The following is a 21,005-nucleotide window of genomic DNA, read 5'->3' as shown; positions in this document are numbered from 1 at the left end:
GCGCCATCGGGCGCCCTTTTTTTACGTCGTCACCGTCGGCGCATCGCGCCCCGTGCGCTCGCGGATCTGCGCCAGCTGCCCGGCCACGGCGATCAGCCCTGCCAGCGCTTCCTGGGTGGGAATATCGTGCCGGGCCGGATCGGCTTCGTAGCGCTCCAGGTACAGGCGCAGGGTCGCGCCCTCGGTGCCCGTGCCGGACAGGCGCAGCACGATGCGCGCGCCGTCCGTCATGATGATGCGGATGCCCTGCTGCGTGGCCACGGAGCCGTCAACGGGGTCCGTGTAGCTGAAATCGTCGGCCAGCGCCACCGTGTAGCTGTTGACGACCTGACCGGGCAAGGCGGCCAGCTGGCCGCGCACGGCCTCCATCAGCTGCTGCGCGCCGGCGCTGTCGATGTCTTCGTAGTCGTGGCGCGAATAGTAATTGCGGCCATATTCCGCCCAGTGCGCGCGCACGATCTCTTCCACCGATTGTTTTTTCGCTGCCAGCAGGTTGAGCCAGAACAGCACGGCCCACAGGCCATCTTTTTCGCGCACGTGGTTCGAGCCCGTGCCGTAGCTTTCTTCGCCGCACAGGGTGACCATGCCCGCGTCGAGCAGGGTGCCGAAGAACTTCCAGCCCGTCGGCGTCTCGTGGCAAGGGATGCCCAGCGCGCCAGCGACCCGGTCAGCCGCGCCCGACGTGGGCATGGAGCGGGCGATGCCTTTCAAACCGTCGCGGTAGCCGGGCGCCAGCGTAGCGTTGGCGGCCAAAATCGCCAGGCTGTCCGAGGGCGTGACGTCGAAGCGCCGGCCGACGATCATGTTGCGGTCGCCGTCGCCATCCGAGGCGGCGCCGAAGTCCGGTGCATCGTCGGCAGCCATGATGGCGATCAATTCCTGCGCGTTGACGGGATTCGGGTCCGGATGGCCGCCGCCGAAGTCTTCCAGGGGTACGCCGTTGATGACGCTGCCCTTAGCCGCGCCCAGCATGCCTTCCAGGATGGCCGTCGCATACGGGCCGGAAACGGCGTGCATGCCGTCAAAGCAGATACGCAAGCCGCCCGCGAACAGGGCGCGGATGGCGTCGAAGTCGAACAGCTGCTGCATCAGTTCCGCGTAATCAAGCACGGGATCGATCACTTCGACCGTCATCTGCTCGATGCGCGCCACTCCCATGGTATCGAGGTCGATGTCGGCCGCGTCGCTGATGCGGTATTCGGCGATGCCTTGCGTGCAGGCGTAGATGGCCTCGGTGACCTTTTCGGGTGCCGGGCCGCCATTGGCGATGTTGTACTTGATGCCGAAATCGCCATCGGGGCCGCCCGGATTATGGCTGGCCGACAGGATGAGGCCGCCGCTGGCGCCATGCTTGCGGATCACGCAGCTGACGGCCGGCGTCGACAAAATGCCGCCCTGCCCCAGCAGCACGCGCGCGTAGCCATGCGCGGCCGCCATGCGCAGCACCGTCTGGATGGCCGCGCGGTTGTAGTAACGCCCGTCGCCGCCCAGCACCAGGGTCTGTCCGCGGCAGTCGCCCAGCGTGTCAAAAACACTCTGCACGAAGTTTTCCAGATACTGCGGCTGGCTGAATACGCCCACCTTCTTGCGCAGGCCCGAGGTGCCAGGCCGCTGGCCGGCCACCGGCGCCGTATTGATGATTTGTATAGTCATCTTGCCTCCTTATTAACTTCCCATGTTAACCGATGCTGGCCGCAGGGCAAAGCGTTGTACGTCTGCCACGGTGCGCCAAGCCGCTTAACACGACATCGCGGCATGCCATATAATGAGAATCATTCTCATATGCGGCATTCCTGGCTGCGGACTCATACATCGGACGCCGTGGTTGCACGCTATTACCAAGAACTGTTGAACTTTTGCTGGCGCAGCTTGCGCAACCGCGAGGCTGCGGCCGACCTGGTGCAGGAAAGCTATGCGCGCGTGCTAGGCGAGGCGGCCGTGCGCGAACCGCGCGCGCTGCTGTACCACACGGCGCGCAACCTGCTGGTCGACCAGCACCGCCGCGCCGCCGTGCGCCAGCACGAGGAACTCGACGCCCTGCCGGAGGTCGCGCATCCGGCAGGGCCCCGTCATTTGCAGCCGGAACAGGCGCTGGAAAGCAGCCAGGACTGGCAAGCCTGCGTGGCCGCCATCGACGCCTTGCCACCGCGCTGCCGCGACGCCTTCGTGCTGCACGTCTTCGAGGAATTGCCGCACGCACAGATCGCCGCGCGCATGGGCATTTCCGTGAGCATGGTGGAAAAACATATCGCGCGCGGCATGCTCAGTTGCCAGGCACAGTTGCGTTCTCTGCGGGAATGCGCATAATGCCGCCCATGACAGCCCACCCGCCCCGCCATGATTTCGGCCCCTCCGCCCAGGAGCAGGCGGACTTGCGCGAGCATGCCGACTTTGCCGCCACGCAAGACCCGGTAGCGCTGGCGGCGGCCACGTGGTTCAGCCGGCGCGGTAACCTCGATGCGCGGCAACAGGCCGAGTTTGCCGCCTGGCTGGCGGCCGATGCGCTGCACGCGCACGCGTATGCCCAGTTGCAAGACACCTATCGCGCGGCGCGCCGGATTCCCGCGCAGGTGGCCGCCCGCTGGACAGTGCCAGCGCCATCCGCCCGCCGCCCGCTTCTGCGCTCCCTGCGCATGCTGCCGTATGCGGCCGCCGCCATGCTGCTGCTCGGCGTGGGCGCGGGCGGCTACCAGTGGTGGCAGCAACCCACGTTCAGCCAGTCGTATGCCACCGTGCGCGGCCAGCGCCTGGCCATCTCGCTACCCGACGGCAGCCAGGTGCAGCTCGATACGGCCACGCAACTGCACGTCACCCTGTACCGCCAGCGCCGCGAAGTGCGCCTGGCGCACGGCGAAGCGCTGTTCCAGGTGCAATCGAAGCAGGGCCAGCCGTTCGACGTGCTCAGCGGTCCGTTGACAGTGACGGTGGTGGGCACGCAGTTTTCCGTGCGTAACACGCTGGTGCACGACGGCCAGCTGCGCGTGGCCGTGCAGCATGGCCAGGTGCGCGTGGCCGGCGTAGGACAAGATCAGGTCGACCTGCGGGCCGGCCAGGGCGTCAGCAGCGATGCCGGCGGCCGCCTGTCTGCCGTCGCCAGCCTGGCCCCGGGCAGCGTGGCGCCGTGGCGCGACGGCAGGATCACCTTCGACAATGTGCCGCTGGGTGCGGCGCTGGCCGAATTCGAACGCTATGGCGACACGGGCTTCGTCGTGCGCGATCCCGCCGTCGCGCGCTTGCGCATCGGCGGCAGCTTCAGCCTGACCCAGCTCGACCGCTTCGCCGCCGCCTTGCCGCAACTCTTGCCCGTACAAGTCGTGCGCAGCGGCACCGTCAGCACCATCGGCATGGCGCCGAGAGCACCTGCGCAGGCACCGGCTATGCACTTCCCAAAAAAATAAATGAAAATAATTCGCATTCGCAGGTGAGGGTTTTTCCCGCTGCCGCGTCTACCAGGTTAATCGACAATAAATTAACCTGGAGAAATGCAACATGTGGTCCCCCCGCCTCAATCTGACACCCGCCCCCTTCGCCCTGGCCGCCATGCTGGCCCTGGGTACCATTTCCCTCGCACACGCGCAAACGGCGCCCGCCGTTACACTGGCCATCGCCGCCCAGCCTCTGGGGCAAGCCCTGAATGAGCTGGCGCGGCAAGCCAATTTGCAACTGCTGTTCGCGCCGGAACTGGTGGCCGGCAAGACGGCGCCCGCCGTCAGCGGCACGCTCAGCGTGGCCGACAGCCTGGAGCGTCTGCTGGCCGGCAGCGGCCTGTCCGCCAGCATCGACGGCAACAGCGTCATCATCCGCCCAGCGCCCGCCGCCACGGGCAAGGTGGCGACCCTGGCGGAAATCACCATCAGCGCGCGCCAGGAGGCGACGACGGATACCGAACTGACGAAGTCGTATGCGGCGCAGGCAGTGAGCATCGGCAAGGGCCGGCAAAGCCTGCGCGAGATTCCCCAGTCCATCTCCGTACTGACGCGCCAGCAGCTGAACGACCAGAATTTGCTGAACCTGGACGACGCCATGCGCGGCGTGACGGGCATCACCGTCGAAGCGAGCAGCACGGGCGGCAACCACGGCAATTTTTATTCGCGCGGCCATGCGCTGGACTCGGTACAGGTCGATGGCGTGATGACGCCGGCCAGCACGGGCAACGATCTGTCGGCCGGCTTCGGCCTGGCCATCTATGACCGCGTGGAAGTGCTGCGCGGACCGGACGGCCTGTTCCAGGGCGCGGGCGACCCGGGCGGCAGCATCAACCTGGTGCGCAAGCGGGCGCGCGACACCTACACCGCCAGCGGCGTGCTCAGCGCGGGTTCCTGGGACCGCTACTATGCGGAAGCGGACGTCACGGGTCCCTTGAGCGCGGACGGCAAGGTGCGCGGCCGCCTAGTGGCCGCCTATGAACACCGGCGCTCCTTCGTCGATCATGTGTATGCGGAAAAACCGCTGCTGTACGGCACCGTTGCCGTCGATGTGGCGCCGGGCACCGTGCTGACGGGCGGCGTCACCTGGCAGGAATACAAGGGCCGTCCCGCCTTCGGCCTGCCCGCCTATGAAGACGGGCGCCTGCTCGACGTGCCCCGCTCCACGTACCTCGATCCGGCCTGGAACCACATCACGGAAAAGGTCACGGAATATTTTGCCGAACTCGATCACAAACTGGACAACGGCGGCCAGTTCAAGATGACCGCCCTGTACCGCGAGCAGGACGAACCATCGCGCCATTTCGGCTGGCCCGATTGTTCGGCAGACCCCGTCACGGGCGAGAGCTGCCTGATCAGCTGGACCTACCGCAGCCACTGGAAGACGCAGGGACTCGATGCCTGGCTGGCGACGCCGTTCCAGGCGTTCGGCCGCAGCCACGACCTGATCGTGGGCGCCGACTACCGCCAGGTGCACAAGAATTTCCAGTATGGTGGCGGCGACACTGCGCCGATCAACATCTTCCACCCGGATAACAATATCGCCCGGCCCAGCTACACCTTTTCCAACGGCAACGACAACCGCACCAAGCAGTTCGGCCTGTACGCGCGCACCCGCCTGCAAGCGACGAACCGGCTCGCCGTCAACCTGGGCGGGCGCCTGACGCACCGGAACAACCATACCGTCAACCGCAATGCCTATTTCAACCAGTTCACCGATGTCAGCAACACCATCAATGCGAAATTCACGCCGTACGCGGGCCTGGTCTATGAACTCGACAAGCAGGTGTCGGCCTACGGCAGCTACACGCGCATCTTCTCGCCCCAGACCACCACGGACGCCGCCGGCCAGATCCTGAAACCGCGCACGGGCCAGCAGTTCGAGCTGGGCCTGAAGGCGGAACTGTTCGACAAGAACGTCAATGCGCATGCAGCCCTGTTCCGCATGGAAGACGAGAACCGCGCCATGCCCGACCCGGCCAACCCGCTGTTTTCCATCGGCGCCGGCAAGATGCGCAACCAGGGCGTGGAAGCCGAGCTGAGCGGCAGCCCCCTGCCGGGCTGGAACATCACGAGCGGCTATTCCTACACCAGCACGCGCACCCTCGAAGGCAGCGATGAGCAGAAAGCCCAGCTGTACACCTTCATCGCGCCGCGCCACAATGTCAATCTGTGGACCAATTACCGGCTGGCCGGCGCGCTCGATAAAGTCAGCGTGGGCGGCGGCTTGCGCAGCGTCAGCAGCATGTACCGCCTGAACGGCCCCGTGAAATTCGAGCAGGGCCCCGTCACCACGGTGGGCTTGCAAGCTGGCTACCGCCTCAGTCCCAAGCTGGAGCTGTCGCTGACGGTGAACAATCTGTTCGACAAAAAATACTACACGCGCGTGTGGGCCGCCTATGGCTCCAACTTCTATGGCGAACCGCGCAACGCCATGCTGACCCTGCGCGGCCAGCTGTAACGCCCACGCTTGCACGCTTGCACGGCCACCGCGTCAGTACGGTGGCCGTGCTCGTTTACGACATCGTTACAACACCTCTCTCTTGCATGTCTCGCAACCTCACACTATAATAAGAATAGTTCTCATTCACATTTGGATTCCGTTCGGAGTCCGCCTCCCGCATGTCCCGCCTGCCATCGACCGGCCAGGACGGCATGGCTGGTGCGCAGCTGGATGACACGCTGCGCCAGCCAGGCATCCCTGCCAAGCAAGCCTTCCCGTATCAATAACGCAAAAAGGTAGTTTCATGGCGCGAGCACGTTCCCTGGCCGGCGCTGCCGCCGCCACTTCCCGGTACGTTGCACCGCTGCGACAACCACGTTTCTCACCATACACCAAGGGATACACCATGCACCTCACTTCCATCGCGCGCCTCGGCGCCCTCGCCACCGCCCTGCTGGGCGCGGCCCTCTTTTCCGGCACGGCCAGCGCGCACCAGATCTGGCTGCAGCAGGACGGCAAGGCGGCCAGCGTGTACTTCGGCGAATTCGGCGACAACCTGCGCGAAGCGTCGCCCGGCCTGCTGGACAAGTTCAGCATCAGGAACGTGACGTGGGTGTCGGCCAAGGGCGCGCAGCCGCTGCAGGCGAGCAAGACGGCCGGCGCGTTCATCCTCAATGGCAAGGCGGGCGCCGGCGAAAGCATCATCGTCGAGGAAGACAACTACCCATCGTGGGAAGAGAAAAAGGATGGCAAGAGCACGCGCACCGTGTGGGTCCCGGCCGCGCGCCTGATCGCCGACGACAAGGCGCAGACGCCCGCGCTGACCCTGGACCTCGTGCCGACCGGCAAACCTGGCCAGTTCCAGGTCAGCTACCAGGGCAAGCCGCTGGCGCAGGCCAAGGTCAACGCCGTGGTGCAATCGGGCTGGGGCAAGGAAGCGTGGAGCGATGCGCAAGGCCTGGTCAGCTTCCCGCTGCCATGGAAGGGCACCTATGTGCTGGAAGTGCAGCACACGGACAAGACGGCTGGCCAGCGCGGCGCGCAAGCCTATGACAAGGCCATGTTCGTGACGACCCTGAGCCTGGTGCAGCCCCAAGGCGTGACGCCGCTGCCGGCCGGCCCGGCCGTACCACCGAGCAAGGAACACGACTGAGCATGCCAGCGCCAGCCATCATTAAAATCGCGCGCCTGCGCCTGTCCGCCGGCGCGATCTACCGCCTCGGCGTGGCGTCGCGCAGCGTGGCGGCCATCGTCGGCGGCTACGTGCTGGCCGCGCTGGTCACCATGCTGCTGTCGGTGAGCCTGCCCATGGCCCGCTCCGAAGCCGTCATGACGGCCACCCTGCTGTCGTTTGCCATCTACACCTGCGCCGTGCTGTGGGTCTTCGCCACGCGCAGCGCCCTGCGCGCCTGGCTGGGCCTGTTGATGCCGGCCGCCGTCATCGCCGCCATCCTGCAGTGGATGGACGCACTATCCTGGAGTCTCGCATGAAAGAAGGTTTCCGCCAGTCGATGGCATGGCTGCACACCTGGTCCGGCCTGCTCGTCTGCTGGATCTTGCTGCTGGTGTTTTGCGCCGGCACGGCCAGCTACTACCGCAATGAAATCACCCTGTGGATGCAGCCCGAACTGCACGGCGCCGCCGCCAGCCAGGTGAGCACCGAGGAAGCGGCCAAGGTCGCGCAACAGGCGATGCAAGAACGGGCAGACGGCGCCACGCGCTGGTTCATCAGCCTGCCCGGCGAGCGCAGCCCGTCCACGCAACTGGGCTGGAGCAAACCCTCGAAACCGGGCGAAAAGAAACGCGGCCGGCGCGGCAATTTTCATAGCGAAAAAGCCGACCCGGCCACGGGCGAAGTGCTATCGAAGCCGCGCGAAACGCGGGGCGGCGAATTCCTCTACCGCCTGCATTTCGACCTGCACTACATGTCGGCCATCTGGGGCCGCTGGATCGTGGGTTTCTGCGCCATGTTCATGTTCGTCTCCATCATCAGCGGCATCGTCACGCACAAGCGCATTTTCAAGGATCTGTTTACCTTCCGGCCGAAAAAGGGCCAGCGTTCATGGCTGGACGCGCACAATGTGACGGCCGTGCTGGCCCTGCCCTATCACATCATGATCACCTACACGGGCCTGGTCACCTTGATGTTCCTGTACATGCCTTCCGGCGTCACGGCCGCCTACAAGGGCGACCAGGATACCTTCTTCGCCGAAGCCTTCCCCGGCCGCTCGGGCGACAGCAAGCCGGCCGGCGTGGCCGCGCCGCTGACGCCGCTGGCGCCCCTCGTGCGCCAGGCGGAACAGCACTGGGGCGGCGGCAAGGTCGAGCGCATCTCCGTCAACCACCCGGGCGACGCTAACGCCACCATTTCGCTCACGCGCGCCGGTGGGCGCGACATGTCGTCGAAGCAGCCATCGATGGAATTCGATGGCGTGTCCGGCAAGCTGCTGTCAAGCGACGGCGAGGCGCAGCCCGGCGCGGCCGCCACGCAAGGCGTGATGGTGGGACTGCACGTCGCGCATTTCGGCGGACCGCTGCTGCGCGCCCTGTTCTTCCTGTCCGGCCTGGCCGGCTGCGCCATGGTCGCCACGGGCGCCCTGCTGTGGGCCGTCAAGACGCGCCAGAAGCAGGCCAAGGCGCTAGCCGCCGGCAAGCGCGCCAGCTTCGGCCTGCGCCTGGTCGAGGCGCTCAACATCGGCGCCATCGCCGGCATCCCGATCGCCTTTGGCGCCTACTTCTGGGCCAACCGCCTGCTGTCGGTGACGATGGAAGACCGGCCAAAAGAGGAAATCGCCTGCTTCTTCGGCGCCTGGGCCCTGGCCGCCATCATCGCCCAGCTGCGCCCCTCGCGCGCCATGTGGCGCATGCAGCTGGCCGCCGGCGCCTTCCTGCTGGCGTCGCTGCCCGTGCTGAACGTCTTCACGACCGATTCGCACTTGGGCGTGACCCTGTTCCTGGGCCGCGGCCCCGTGGCGGTGGCCGCCTTCGATCTGGTGGTGCTGGTGCTGGGCCTCGGTCTCGCGTATGCGGCGTACAAACTGAAACCGCTGCCCGTGAAGGCGGCCAAGGCGGCACCGGTGAAACCGGCGCAAACGATGGAGGCCGCGTGATGGAACTGTTAGCCAATTTCCTCGTCTTCGCGCTGTGCTACGCGGGCCTGTCTTCGCTGTGCCTGGCGATGGACCGCCACTACGCCGACCTGCACGGACGCGGCGCCGAACCGCCCGCGCCGCTGCGCCGCCGCCTGCAGTGGGCTGGCTGGCTGGCGCTGGCGGCCGGCCTGGCCTGGGCCATGCACATCGCCGGCGGCGGCTATGGCCTCGTCTACTGGGTCGGCAGCCTGACGGGCTGCGGCTTGCTGCTGATCTGGCTGCTGCCGTATGCGCCGCACCAGGCCATGCGCCTGGCGCGCATGATCGGCGTGGCGGCCTTGCTGGCCGCCGTCGCGCTGGCAGTACGGTAACGATCATGGCCATGCCACCCCTGCTGTCCACGCAACTGGAAAGCCATTACCGCGCACACCACGGCTGGCTGGCGCACTGGCTGCAACGGCGCCTGGGCAATGCCGCCGAGGCGGCCGACCTGATGCAAGACACCTACACGCGCCTGCTGGCCGGCGCGCCCATGCAGCCGCAAACGCCGGCCCTGCGCGCACCCAAGGCTTACCTGGCGACCGTCGCCAAGCACCTGCTGATCAACCACCTGCGCCGCCAGTCGCTGGAACGCGCGTGGGCCGATGCGCTGGCCGCCCTACCCGAACAGCATGTGCCATCGACCGAGCGGCGCGTGGAAATCCTGCAGGCGCTGCAAGCCGTCGATGCCATGCTCGATGGCCTGAAACCGAAGGTGCGCGCCGTCTTCATCCTGGCGCAGATCGAAGGCCATGCCTATGCGGACATCGCCGCGCAGCTGGGCATCGGCGAACGCTCCGTGAAGCGCTACATGGCCGAGGCGCTGACCGAATGCGTGCTGCTGGCGCAGGACTTGCCGGCATGAGCGCGGCCGCTTCGCCATCTCCGCCGCTGTCGCGCAAGGTGGCGCGCCAGGCCGTCGAATGGTATTTATTGGAGCAGTCGGGCCAGGCCACGCCGGACGACCTGGCCGCCAGCGCCCAGTGGCGCGCACGCGACCCGGAACATGCGCGCGCCTGGAACAGGGTGCGGCAGGTGAGCCAGACGGCGAATTTGCTGCCGCCGGAGCTGGCCGTGCCCGTGCTGCGCCGGCCGCAACGCCGCGTGGCCGTGCAGGTATTGCTGGCGCTGATGGCGGCGCCCGCCGCCTGGCTGCTGGTGCGTCACGAGATGCTGGCTGATTACCGCAGCGGCATGGGCGAACGGCGCGAGGTGTCCTTGCCCGATGGCGGCACCCTGGTGCTCAATACGGACAGCGCCGTCGACGTGGCGTATGGCGCCGGTGAACGCCTGCTGACCCTGCGCCGCGGCGAAGTGCTGGTGCAGACGCGCCCCGACCATGCGGGCAGCCGCCCTTTCATCGTCGCCACTTGCCATGGCCGCATCCGCGCGCTGGGCACGCGCTTCACCGTGCGCGTCGACGACGACGCCAGCCGCGTGACGGTGCTTGAACACGCGGTGGAAATCACGCCGCGCGCGCCCTCGGCCACCGTGCGCACGCTCGTGGCGGGACAGCACAGCCGCTTCGACGCCAACCACGCCGGCCTGCCCACGCCGGCCCCGCTGCAAGCCGATGCATGGGCGCACGGCATGCTGGCGGCGCAGGACATGCGCCTCGACGCCTTCGCTTTTGAGCTGTCACGCTACCGTCCCGGCCTGCTGCGCGTGGAACCGCAAGTGGCGGGCTTGCGCCTGACGGGCGCCTTCCAGCTCGACGACACGGACGCCGTGCTGGACAGTCTGGCGCGCATGCTGCCCGTCGACGTGCTGTACCGCACCCCGTACTGGGTCACTCTCGCGGCCCGCAAAAAATAATCGTGAAATTTGGCCCCTTTTTTCGGCATGGCCTGTCCTGTAAGTACGACAACGACACTCACCGGAAAGGCCACACCATGCACCCACCCCGTTTGACTCCCCTCGCGCGCGCCATCGGCAGCGCCGTGATCCTGCTGTCGCTGGCGCAGGCGCCGGCCATGGCCGCCGATGCCACCGCGCCAGCCGCCGCGCAAACGGCCTTCCACGTGCCGGCGGGCGAGCTGTCCGCCGCCATCGCCAGCTTTGCCATCGAAGCAAAAGTGAGCGTGGGCGCGGCGGCCGAACTGCTGCTAGGCGTGCGCACGCCTGGCCTGAGCGGCAGCTACACGGTGCCGCAGGCGCTGGCCCGCCTGCTGGCCGGCACGGGCCTGGAAGCGCTGCCCAGCGGGGAACGCAGCTACGTGCTGCGCAAGGCGGGTGCGGCATTGCCCGCCGCGCCGATCGCCGCCACCCTGGGCGAAGTGGCCGTCAGCTCCAGCGCCCTGCGCGATGGCACCACGGAAGGCAAGCGCGGTTACGCGGGCCTGACCAGCGCCACGCGCCTGAACCTGTCGCTGCGCGAAACGCCGCAAGCGGTCAGCGTCATCACGCGCCAGCGGATCGAAGACCAGGGCTTGCGCACCTTGCAGGACGTACTGGTGCAGTCGCCCGGCATCACGGTCGACCATTCCTCGAGCACGCGCGAATACGACCAGGTGTTTTCACGCGGCTTCGAAGTCACCTCGTACATGTTCGACGGCATCCCGACCAGCAAAAGCCTGGAAGCGCGCACCTACGACATGGCCATCTACGACAGGGTCGAGATCATCCGCGGCGCCACGGGCCTGATCAGCGGCACGGGCAGTCCGTCGGCCGCCGTCAACCTGGTGCGCAAACGTCCGGGCCGCAGCTTTGCCGCCACGGCCGGCGCCCAGCTCGGTTCGTGGGACCGCTACCGCATCGAAGGCGATGTCTCGACGCCCTTGACGGCGGACGGCAAGGTACGCGCACGCATCGTCGCCGCGCATGAAGACCAGCGCTCGTTCATCGACCGCTACCAGCAGAAAAAGGATGTGCTGTACGCCATCGTCGAAGCGGACCTGACGCCATCGACGGTGCTCGGCGCCGGCATCAACTACCAGAAGGAAAAGCTGAAAGGCGCGGGCCGTGAATTCCCCATGTTCTACGCCGACGGCTCGCTGACCCATTTCCCCCGCTCGATGAACGGCACGGCGGCGTGGAGCACGTATGACCGCGAACAGAGCATGCTGTTCGCCACGCTCGACCATTATTTCGACAACGACTGGATCGCCAGGGTGGCCGTGAGCCGCAGCAGCAACCAGTACGACGCCTTGCAGGGCTTTTCCGGCGACGGCTACCCGGACCGCGTGACGGGCGGCGGCATGAAGCTGTGGCTGGCCAACTGGCACAGCAAGCCGCAACAGACCTCGCTCGACGCCTATGTCAGCGGCCCGTTCCAGGCCTTCGGCCGCCAGCACGAACTGGTGCTGGGCGTGAGCGCTTCGGAACTCAAGACGAATAGCCCCCTCTATCCGAACTGGCGCCTCGATGGCTATGACCATACGGTGCCGGATATTCACGCCTGGAACGGCGCCATGCCGGTGCCCGACTACAGCGGCACGCGCCGGGGCAGCTCATACGACAAGGAACAGGAAAGCGGCCTGTATTCGACCTTGCGCCTGCGCCCGACGGACGCGCTGTCGGTGATTTTGGGCGCGCGCCTGTCGTACTGGAAGCGCGACATTCGCAGCGATTTTTTCAACGGCACGGACCTGTATGACGCGATGCGCGAAAACGGCAAGATCACGCCGTATGCGGGCCTCGTCTACGACCTGGGCCGGCACTGGTCGGCCTATGCCAGCTACACCAGCATCTTCACGCCGCAAAGCCAGCGCGACGTCAACAGCCGCTTCCTGGCGCCGCTGGAAGGCAAGAACTACGAAGTGGGCGCCAAGGGCGAATTCTTCGGCGGCAAGCTCACCACCAGCGCCGCCGTCTTCCAGCTGAAGCAGGAAAACCTGGCCGAAGCCGATCCGGGCAATGTCTGGATCATCGGCACGGGCGGCGGTTCCTACGCCTACCACACGGTCAAGGGTGCCACCACGCGCGGCTTCGAGGCGGAAGTGTCGGGCCAGCTGCGCCCCGACTGGCAACTGACGGCCAGCTATGCCCATAGCCGCATCCGCAATGCCGCCGGCGCACGCATCCAGACCAACCAGCCGCAAAGCATGGCCAAGCTGTGGACCACCTGGCGCCTGGCGCAAGGCGTGCCGGGCCTGGTGCTGGGCGGCGGCGTGAACTGGCAAAGCGATATCTACACGGACGACCGCGGGCCGAACGGCGAACGCTTCACGCAAAAGGCGTATGCGGTGGCGGGACTGATGGCGCAGTACCAGGTCAGCAAGCAACTGCTGGCGACCCTGAACGTCAACAATGTCTTCGATAAAAAGTACTACTCGACGGGCATGGGCGGCTACTACGGCGATCCGCGCAACGCCATGCTGTCGCTGCGCTATCAGTTCTGAATGGCTTCACTCGTTTTGAGCAGCACCTCGATGCCCTCGGGCGCCATGGCGCGGCCCAGATAGTAGCCAAACGCCTCGTCGCAGCCCATCTCGGCCAGCAGTTCCAGCTGCTCGCCGCTTTCCACGCCGCCGGCGATGGTGCGCAGCCCCAAGGTGCGCGCCATCGCCACGATGGCGCGCACCATGGCGCCGTCGCCACCGGGCTTGCCCACGTCGTCGACAAAACACTTTTCGATCTTCACGGCATCCGTGGGAAAGCGTTTCAGGTAGTTCAGCGAAGCGTCGCCCGTGCCGAAATCGCTGATGGAAATCGCCACGCCCAGCTGGCGGAACTGGCGCAGTATCAGTTCGCAGTTCTGGTTGCGGTCGATCAGGATGCCGGCGGCGATTTCCAGTTCGATGCAATGCCCCGGCACGCCGGCCGCCTCCAGCGCGGCGGCGAAATTGCGCGCGATATCGCGCTGGTAGAACTGGCGCGCCGACAGGCTGACGGACACCGTCAGCCTCTGCCCCTGCGTGATCCAGCTGCGCGCCTGTTCCACCGCCGTGGCCATCACCCACGCTCCCACCGGCAGGATCAAGGCGCTTTCTTCCAGCACCGGCAAAAAATCGAGCGGCATCATCAGGCCCAGTTCCGGGTGCTTCCAGCGCAGCAGCGCTTTCACGCCCGTGATCGTGCGCGTCTTCAAGTCCATGCGCGGCTGGTAATACAACGCGAACTCGTTGCGTTCGAGCGCGTGGCGCAGGGCCGTCTCGAGGATGGTGCGCGAATACGACTGCGTCTGCATGCGCGGCGCGTAGCGCAGGCAGGTACCGGGCGCGTGGCGCTTGGCCGCATACATGGCCAGGTCGGCCTTTTCGATCAGCGCATTGACGTCGTCGTCATCGTCCGGATACAGGGCCACGCCCACGCTGGCCGCCACCGACAGGCTGTATTCGCCGATGACGAAGGGCGCGGCGATGGCGCCGACGATTTTTTCGGCCACCCGCTCGGCATCGTGCGCCGTGCGCAGTTCCGTCAGCAGGATGATGAATTCGTCGCCGCCCTGGCGCGCCACCGTGTCGACCTTGCGCACGCACTGCTGCACCCGGCGCGCGAACTCCGTCAGCACCTGGTCGCCCACGTCATGCCCCAGGCTGTCGTTGATGGATTTGAAGCGGTCGATGTCGACGAACAGCACGGCGAGCAAACCCTGGTGGCGGCGCGCGTAGGCGATGCCGTGCTCGAAGCGGATCTGGAAATGCAGCCGGTTCGGCAAGCCCGTCAAGCCATCGTGGTGGGCGATGAATTCCAGCTGCTGCTCGGCGCGCCGGCGCGCCGACACATCGTGCAGCAGCAGCACCGCGCCGCCTTGCGCCAGCGGCGCGCAGCTGTACTGCACGTCGATGCGCTTGCCGTCTAGGTGGCGCAGCAGTACGGCGCCGCGCGCCACTTCCAGCACTTCCTGCCGCGCCACGCACTCGCGCACCTGGCGCGCCGCATCGACGGGCGTGCCGTCATGGAACAGGGGCAGCAGCTGCGTCACGGGCTGGCCCAGGCCATCGTCGCCCAGCCGGCCGCCCATGGCGCTGGCGCGGGGATTCAGGTAGCGCACCACGCCAGCGTGGTCGGTGCCGACGACGGCCGCCGGCAATGCGTGCAGCAGCGCCAGCGCCTCTGCCATGCGTTGCGCCTGCGCCGCCTGCAGCACCACGCCGGTCGCATGGCGCAGGCGCCACGTGCGCGCCGCCTGCCACTGGCAGGCCAGCAGCACGCTCAGCACCACGGCGAGGGTCAGGCACAGCGCCAGCAGCAGCGCCGTCATGCGTCACCCGTCAGGCAAGAGATGGAAGACATGCTTTTCCTTTGCAACGCGCGCCATGCGGCCGGGCGCAGAACCATGCGGAAAGGAAATAGTATAAGAATTTTGGCGCGATATTTGCCTGATCGGGCGACGCTTGACTGGTGTCAATCACGGCGAGGCGAGATCACTGTTGCAATCCTCCCACAGACAATCTCACCAATTATTGCAACAATTGCTGCGCCGCACTAAAATGAGAATGATTCTCATTATTGAGATTCAACTCCATTCATCTGAGTCCCTGCGCCCAGGCCAGGACAGCAGCGGCATGGCCAGGCAAGCCAGGCGCAACACTCCCCCAGCGACGCATATTGTGAAACAGGCATCCGCCTGCTTCATCCACCACATCATCGCGACACCGGGAGCAGTCAATGACAAACCACAGCGCACAGCGAAAGGCCGCCGCATTGGCGCCGACCCTCATGGCCGCGGCCATTCTCGGCACCTTGGGTGCACCGGCCCATGGCCAGGCGCAGCAGCAGGAACAGAATCTGCCCGAGGTGCGCGTCAACGCGCAGGCCGCCTCCGCCACCACCGAAGGCAGCGGCTCCTACACCAGCGGCAGCATGACCGCGGCCACACGCCTGAACCTGTCCGTGCGCGAGACGCCGCAATCGGTCAGCGTCGTCACACGCCAGCAAATGGACGACATGAATATCCGCTCGGTCGAGGACATCGCCAATATCACGCCGGGTCTGAGCCTGAACAAGGGCGCCACCGAGCGCGCCAGCTTTTATTCACGCGGTTTCTCGATCAGCAATTTCACGGAAGACGGTCTGACCATGTCGGCCGATGGCGACACCCTGGGTTTCGCCACCCTGGCCATGTACGACCGGGTCGAAATCCTGCGCGGCGCGGCCGGCATGATGAATGGCGTGGGCAACCCGTCGGGCACGATGAATTTCGTGCGCAAGCGCCCTACGGCGGAGAACGAAGTGTCGCTCACGGGCAGCATCGGCCGCTACCACGACTACCGCGGCGAAGTCGATGCGCGCGGCGCGCTGAACCAGGCGGGCAGCCTGCGCGGGCGCGCCGTGGCCGCCTACCAGGATACCGACACGTTCATCTCTAACTACCGCCACAAGCGCGCCCTGCTCTACGCCACCGCCGATGCCGACCTGTCGCGCGACACGACCCTGAGCGTAGGCTTCCACGTCAACGACGAGCGTAATCCCGGCTCCACGTGGTACGGCTTGCCGACGGCGCTCGATGGCAGTTTCCTGCCGCTCGACCGCTCGGCCAGCAACGCGCCCGACTGGACCTTCTGGAACAAGAAAAACACGCGCCTGTTCGCAGAACTCGAACACCGGTTGGGCAACGGCTGGAAGGTCAAACTGGCGGCGCAGGCACTGCAGGACGAGCTCGACTCCGTCGTCACGGGCATCGCCCGCATACCGAAAACAAATCTGTTCCGCCTCAGCGCGGCCAACGCCTTTGTCTACGACCGCCAGCAACGCATTGTCGATGCGCAGGCAGCCGGCCCTTTCAGCCTGCTGGGCCGCCGCCATGAAATCGTCTTCGGCACCAGCTACCGCACGCGCGATACCGAGGACAAGGGCTACAAGTCGGTGCCCGACTACAGCTACACCTTCAACCCCGTGAACTGGGATACGGGCGCGCCTGTGAAACCGGCAATAGGTACCTTCTACTATGGCCAGGACAGCAAGACGAAACAGACGGGCGTCTACACGACGGCCCGCTTCAGCCTGGCCGATCCGCTGGCCCTGCTGGTGGGAGGCCGCGTCGACTGGTACGACTACCGCGCCATCAATACGTTTACGGGTGCACGCTCCGGCTACAAGGTGAGCCGGGAAGTCACGCCATATGCGGGCCTCGTGTACGACATCGACACCCAGCATTCGCTGTACGGCAGTTGGACCAGCATCTTCAATCCGCAGAGCGCCGTCGACAGGAATGGCGTGCTGCTCGATCCCGTCACGGGCATCAACATGGAAGCGGGCGTGAAGGGCGAATACTTCGGCGGCGCGCTGAACGCCTCGGCGGCCGTGTTCCGCATCGTGCAAAAGAACCTGGCGACAGCGCTGCCGCTGACGCAGTGCGGCCCCGGCCTGCTGTCGTGCTCCGAGGCGGCCGGTGAAGTACGCAGCGATGGATTCGAGCTGAGCGTGTCCGGCGCGTTGACGCCGCGCTGGCAGATGAGCACGGGCTTTACCTACAACACGGCCGAGTACGCCAAGGCACAAGGCAGCAATGCCGCAGGCGCGCGTTATGCGGCCGAGCGCCCCAGCCGCCTGTTGCGCCTGTCCACCAGCTATCGCCTGTCCGATGCGTGGCGCATCGGCGGCGCACTGCGGGCGCAGAACCAGATCTACAAAACCAACAGCGCCATCCGCCAGGGCGGCTACGCGGTGGCCGACCTGAACGCGGGCTGGCAAGTGAACCGCCAGCTCGACGTGCGCCTGAGCGTGACCAACGTCTTCGACCGCAGCTACTACCAGGCCATCAGCAGCATCGACAGCGGCAATGCATTCGGCGATCCGCGCAGCGCCGTGCTGACGGCGAAGTACACGTTCTAAGCCAGCGCCAGCCGGCCCGGTTTCAGTTCCTCATGCGGCGCCAGTGCCGGCGCCGCATGCAGCTTGAAGATGCTGACGGCGTCGGCCAGGCTGGCCGCCTGCTGCTGCAGCGCGTCCGCGGCGGCGGCGGCCTGCTCCACCAGGGCCGCGTTCTGCTGCGTCACGCCATCCATCTGGCTGATGGCGATGCTGATCTGCTCGATGCCGTCGCGCTGCTCCACGCTGGCCACGGCGATCTCGCCGATGATGGCGTTGACGCGCTGCACGCTGCTTACCACGTCGTCCATCGTGCGCCCCGCCTGGCCAGCCAGCACACTGCCCTCTTCCACCGTGCGCACGGATGCGCCGATCAACTGCTTGATTTCCATGGCCGCCGCGCTTGACCTGTGCGCCAGGTTGCGCACTTCCGTCGCCACGACGGCAAAGCCGCGTCCCTGCTCGCCCGCGCGCGCCGCTTCCACGGCCGCATTCAGGGCCAGGATATTCGTCTGGAAGGCGATGCCGTCGATGACGGCGATGATGTCGACGATGCGCTTGGACGAGGCGTTGATATGGCTCATGGTCTGCACCACCTGCGCCACGGCCTCGCCACCGCGCTGCGCCACGTCGGCCGCGCCGCCAGCCAGCTGGCGCGCCTGATCCGCGTTGTCGTTATTCTGCCGCACGGTGGACGTCAGCTCGATCATCGAGGCAGCCGTTTCTTCCAGCGAGCTGGCTTGCTCTTCCGTACGCGACGACAGGTCCATATTGCCGCTGGCGATTTCAGCGGACGCCGTGGCGATGGCGTCCGTGCCGGCGCGCACCCGTCCCACGATGGCGGCCAGGTTGCCGCTCATCGCTTTCAAGGCGCGCAGCAGGTCGCCGATTTCATCGCGGCTGCCGTCGGCCACCACGGCGCGCAAGTCGCCGGCCGCCACTTGCTGGGCGATGCCGACGGCAGCGCCCAGCGGCACCGTGATGCTGCGGATCAGCCACCACACGGTGACAGTACCGACGACCAGGGTCAGCAGCACCGTGGCCAGCATGGCGATGCTGGCGCTGCGGTGCGCGGCCGCATCGCGCTCCTTCATCTGCGCCATCAGGGCGTGCGACTGCTTGCCGATGGCGACGACGATGGCGTCGATCTGGCGCGTCGGTTCGCGGTCCATGCCCTTGACCAGCGCATCGACCGTGTGGGCGCTGTCGGCGCGCGCGCCATCAAACTTTTGCAGCGCCGCCAGGTAGCTCACGCCCAGCGCGTCATGCGCCTGCAGCGCCTGCTCCACGGGCGCCGTGTCGAGCCCCAGCGCGGCCATCATCGTCTGCAGGCTTTTCAATTCCTTGCGCGTCTGCGCGCCGCTGGCAACAAACGCTTCGCGGTAGCGCTGGAAGGCGGCCGCATCGCCGCCGCGCAGCAGGATGTTTTTCCATTCCTGCACCTGGATCTTGAATTCCACTTGCGCGCTGCGCGCCGCGTCGACCGCTTCCGTCAGGGCGACGGAACGCTGCATGGCGTCCGCGCTGCGCACACTGGCCGCGTCGAGCGCGCTCCAGCCACGCGCGCCAACGAACACCAGCGCAAGAAAGAAAAAGGCGCCCAACAGACCCAGGCGGACGGAGATTTTCAGATTCGCAAGTTGCATGTGTTTCTCCCGGCAGCAAGAACAGGATGGCAACAAAGGCGCCACCAAAACTATCCAATTCTCACCAAATAGGGAAATCATGGAGCGCGCCCCGGGAAAAACCAAGCAGCGCTTTCGCTAGAGAAACACTTTCAACATAGAAACAACAAATTACAATGGAAAGTTGACTATCCAGCCACGCCTTCGCCTGGCGCGCCGGCGAACTCCGCGCGCAGCAGCGGGTACAGCCGCCGGTAGCGCGCCAGGCGCTCGTCCAGCACGGCGGACGCTTGCGGCGCGATTGTCTCCTGCGCGGCTGGGCGCGTGCACACCTGCGCGGGCGGCAAGCCCGTCACCGCCATCTGCGCCAGGCGCGCCGCGCCCATGGTGCCGCCAGCCGCGCCGTGGTCGTGACGCAGCACGTTCAAGCCCGAGGCATTCGCGCACAGCTGCGCCCAGAAACGGCTGCGCGAACCGCCGCCCACGAACGACGCTTCTTCCAGGTGCGTGCCGGCGCTGCGCAGGGCCGCATTGCCGTCGGCCATGGCAAAGGCCACGCCTTCCATCACGCTGTAGGCCAGTTCGGCGCGCCCGTGTTCCGTCGACAAACCAAAAAACACGCCGCGCGCGGAGGCGTCGTTATGCGGCGTGCGTTCGCCGCTCAAATACGGCAGGAAGATGGGCGCCGTGCGCGCCTCGACGCTTTCCGCCAGCTTGACCAATTCGCCGATGTCGCTCGACTGGGTCAGCCGCGCCACCCAGCTGAGGCTGGACGCGGCGCTGAGGATCACGCTCATCTGGTGCCAGCGCTCGGGCAGGCAATGGCAAAACGTGTGCACGCCCTGGCCCGGATTCGGCGCAAAACCATCGCTGCCGGCGAACAGCACGCCGGACGTCCCCAGCGACAGCAGGCCGGCGCCCGGCTCCACCACACCCAGGCCCACGGCGGCTGCTGCGTTATCTCCCGCGCCGCCGGCCAGCAGCACCGTGTGCGCGATGCCCCACTCCTGGCACAGCGACGGGCGCACCTGCGCAGCGGCGGCGCTGCCTTCGACCAGACGCGGCATGTGCTCGCGCGTCAAACCGGTCGCCGCCAGCATGCGCTCGGACCAGTCGCGTTTGGCCACGTCCAGCCACAGGGTGCCGGAAGCGTCGGACATGTCGGACACATACTCGCCCGTCAGGCGCAGCGCCACGTAATCCTTGGGCAGCAAGACCTTGGCCGTGGCGCGGAACAGCGACGGCTCGTACTTTTGCAGCCACAGCAGCTTGGGCGCCGTGAAGCCGGGCATGGCCTGGTTGCCCGTGATGGCGCGCGACTCGGGCACCAGTGCCTCCAGTTCCACGCATTCGGCAAAGGCGCGCGTGTCGTTCCACAGGATGGCCGCGCGCAGCACGTGCTGCTGCTTGTCGAGCAGGGTCGCGCCATGCATCTGGCCCGACAGCGCGATGCCGCGCAAGCCGGAAAACGCCACCGGCTGGGCGGCGCGGATGGCGGCGATGACGTCCAGGGTGGCGTGCCACCAGTCTTCGGGATTCTGTTCCGACCAGCCGGGATGGGGACTGGACACGCGCAAGGCCACGCCGGCGCTGGCAAGGATGGCCTGAGCGTCATCGGTGAGGATGGCCTTGATTTCGGAGGTGCCGATATCGATACCGAGATATGTCATTTGATTCCAGAAGAAAG

15 protein-coding genes are annotated in these 21,005 nt (G+C 66.5%); 11 read left to right on the top strand and 4 right to left on the bottom strand.

Annotated elements, in window-relative coordinates:
- Positions 1 to 21: 21 nt before the first annotated feature.
- The gene (locus HWE17_RS04445; protein WP_176387952.1) at positions 22 to 1,653 is read right to left on the bottom strand and encodes an alpha-D-glucose phosphate-specific phosphoglucomutase; all 1,632 of its coding nucleotides are present in this window, start codon (positions 1,651 to 1,653) and stop codon (positions 22 to 24) included.
- A gap of 168 nt (positions 1,654 to 1,821) precedes the next feature.
- Between HWE17_RS04445 and HWE17_RS04440 the strand changes: the two genes are divergently transcribed.
- The 10 genes from HWE17_RS04440 to HWE17_RS04395 all read left to right on the top strand — a co-directional run bounded on the left by HWE17_RS04440 (position 1,822) and on the right by HWE17_RS04395 (position 13,339).
- Positions 1,822 to 2,307, top strand: a complete 486-nt coding sequence (locus tag HWE17_RS04440) for a sigma-70 family RNA polymerase sigma factor (protein ID WP_176387951.1) — start codon at positions 1,822 to 1,824, stop codon at positions 2,305 to 2,307.
- An 8-nt stretch (positions 2,308 to 2,315) separates the two neighbouring features.
- On the top strand, positions 2,316 to 3,398 hold the full coding sequence (locus HWE17_RS04435) for a FecR family protein (protein ID WP_081922813.1): 1,083 nt from the start codon (positions 2,316 to 2,318) through the stop codon (positions 3,396 to 3,398).
- Positions 3,399 to 3,489: 91 nt separating this feature from the next.
- Positions 3,490 to 5,886 carry a TonB-dependent receptor gene (locus HWE17_RS04430; RefSeq protein ID WP_255206115.1) on the top strand — a complete coding sequence of 799 codons (2,397 nt, stop codon included), beginning with the start codon at positions 3,490 to 3,492 and terminating at the stop codon, positions 5,884 to 5,886.
- A gap of 388 nt (positions 5,887 to 6,274) precedes the next feature.
- Entirely contained in the window at positions 6,275 to 7,021 is a 747-nt protein-coding gene (locus HWE17_RS04425; RefSeq protein WP_176387950.1) for a DUF4198 domain-containing protein, read from the top strand.
- Between the two features lie 2 nt (positions 7,022 to 7,023).
- Positions 7,024 to 7,359 carry a DUF3649 domain-containing protein gene (locus HWE17_RS04420; RefSeq protein WP_051959021.1) on the top strand — a complete coding sequence of 112 codons (336 nt, stop codon included), beginning with the start codon at positions 7,024 to 7,026 and terminating at the stop codon, positions 7,357 to 7,359.
- Positions 7,356 to 8,978, top strand: a complete 1,623-nt coding sequence (locus HWE17_RS04415) for a PepSY domain-containing protein (protein WP_176387949.1) — start codon at positions 7,356 to 7,358, stop codon at positions 8,976 to 8,978. The genes HWE17_RS04420 and HWE17_RS04415 overlap by 4 nt, the downstream gene beginning before the upstream one ends.
- Complete coding sequence (locus tag HWE17_RS04410; protein WP_035821631.1) at positions 8,978 to 9,331, top strand: DUF3325 domain-containing protein; 354 nt, start codon at positions 8,978 to 8,980, stop codon at positions 9,329 to 9,331. The genes HWE17_RS04415 and HWE17_RS04410 overlap by 1 nt, the downstream gene beginning before the upstream one ends.
- Positions 9,332 to 9,336: 5 nt before the next feature.
- On the top strand, positions 9,337 to 9,864 hold the full coding sequence (locus HWE17_RS04405; RefSeq protein ID WP_176387948.1) for a sigma-70 family RNA polymerase sigma factor: 528 nt from the start codon (positions 9,337 to 9,339) through the stop codon (positions 9,862 to 9,864).
- Complete coding sequence (locus tag HWE17_RS04400) at positions 9,861 to 10,814, top strand: FecR domain-containing protein (RefSeq protein ID WP_176387947.1); 954 nt, start codon at positions 9,861 to 9,863, stop codon at positions 10,812 to 10,814. The genes HWE17_RS04405 and HWE17_RS04400 overlap by 4 nt, the downstream gene beginning before the upstream one ends.
- Positions 10,815 to 10,891: 77 nt before the next feature.
- A complete protein-coding gene (locus HWE17_RS04395; RefSeq protein WP_176387946.1) occupies positions 10,892 to 13,339 on the top strand; it encodes a TonB-dependent receptor in 2,448 nt (815 codons plus the stop codon).
- Here the strand turns inward: HWE17_RS04395 and HWE17_RS04390 are convergent.
- Complete coding sequence (locus HWE17_RS04390; RefSeq protein ID WP_255206114.1) at positions 13,330 to 15,144, bottom strand: bifunctional diguanylate cyclase/phosphodiesterase; 1,815 nt, start codon at positions 15,142 to 15,144, stop codon at positions 13,330 to 13,332. The genes HWE17_RS04395 and HWE17_RS04390 overlap by 10 nt on opposite strands.
- Before the next feature lie 407 nt (positions 15,145 to 15,551).
- Between HWE17_RS04390 and HWE17_RS04385 the strand changes: the two genes are divergently transcribed.
- Positions 15,552 to 17,717, top strand: coding sequence for a TonB-dependent siderophore receptor (locus tag HWE17_RS04385; RefSeq protein WP_176387945.1), 2,166 nt, complete (start codon positions 15,552 to 15,554; stop codon positions 17,715 to 17,717).
- Here HWE17_RS04385 and HWE17_RS04380 read toward each other — a convergent pair.
- Positions 17,714 to 19,339 (bottom strand): methyl-accepting chemotaxis protein, encoded by a 1,626-nt coding sequence (locus HWE17_RS04380; protein ID WP_176387944.1) that lies wholly within the window; start codon positions 19,337 to 19,339, stop codon positions 17,714 to 17,716. The genes HWE17_RS04385 and HWE17_RS04380 overlap by 4 nt on opposite strands.
- 167 nt (positions 19,340 to 19,506) lie before the next feature.
- Positions 19,507 to 20,988, bottom strand: a complete 1,482-nt coding sequence (gene xylB, locus HWE17_RS04375) for a xylulokinase (RefSeq protein WP_176387943.1) — start codon at positions 20,986 to 20,988, stop codon at positions 19,507 to 19,509.
- Between the last annotated feature and the right edge of the window lie 17 nt (positions 20,989 to 21,005).

The sequence above is a fragment of the Janthinobacterium sp. BJB401 genome (genome assembly GCF_013372745.1).
GTDB lineage: Bacteria > Pseudomonadota > Gammaproteobacteria > Burkholderiales > Burkholderiaceae_D > Janthinobacterium > Janthinobacterium rivuli.
The sequence above is the reverse complement of the archived record's forward strand: the minus strand, read 5'-3'. Positions and strand labels throughout refer to the sequence as shown.